The sequence below is a fragment of the Vibrio sp. 1249-1 genome (assembly GCF_033340495.1).
The window spans coordinates 1-618 of sequence record NZ_JAWOWJ010000755.1; the positions used below are offsets into that span (position 1 = coordinate 1).

A 618-nucleotide genomic window follows, 5' to 3' on the forward strand; every position below is an offset into this window, starting at 1 on the left:
AGAAAACTTTCGTCTAGAAGAAGTGGCGAAACCGACTCCTCAAGATGGTGAGATGCTACTGAGAACCGTTTATTTATCTCTCGACCCATACATGCGCGGTCGCATGAGCGATGCCGAGTCATACGCCGATCCCGTTGCGGTTGATGACGTAATGATCGCTGGCACAGTTTGTCAGGTAGAAGCATCGAACCACCCAGATTATGAAGCGGGTGAATGGGTTCTTGCATACACTGTTGGCTGGCAAGACTACGCCATCTCAACTGGTGAGATGGTGATTAAACTTGGCAAAGAACCACAAAACCCATCATACGCTCTAGGTGTTGCTGGCATGCCAGGCTTTACCGCGTATATGGGCTTGCTCGATATCGGTCAGCCAAAACCAGGTGAAACCATTGTGGTAGCGGCCGCGACGGGCCCTGTGGGCGCGACTGTTGGTCAAATTGGCAAAATCAAAGGTTGCCGTGTTGTTGGTATTGCAGGCGGAGAAGAAAAGTGCCGTTACGCCAAAGAAGTCCTTGGCTTCGATGAATGTATCGATCACAAAGCTGACGACTTTGCAGAGCAGTTGAAAAACGCCTGTGACCAAGGTATCGATGTTTACTTCGAAAACGTAGGTGG

Annotated in this window: 1 protein-coding gene; it reads left to right on the forward strand. The window is 50.0% G+C overall.

Annotation, left to right across the window (positions count from 1 at the left end; all coding sequences use genetic code 11):
- On the forward strand, positions 1-618 hold a 618-nt coding region (locus R7Z50_RS28740), incomplete at both ends, for an NADP-dependent oxidoreductase (protein ID WP_318149915.1).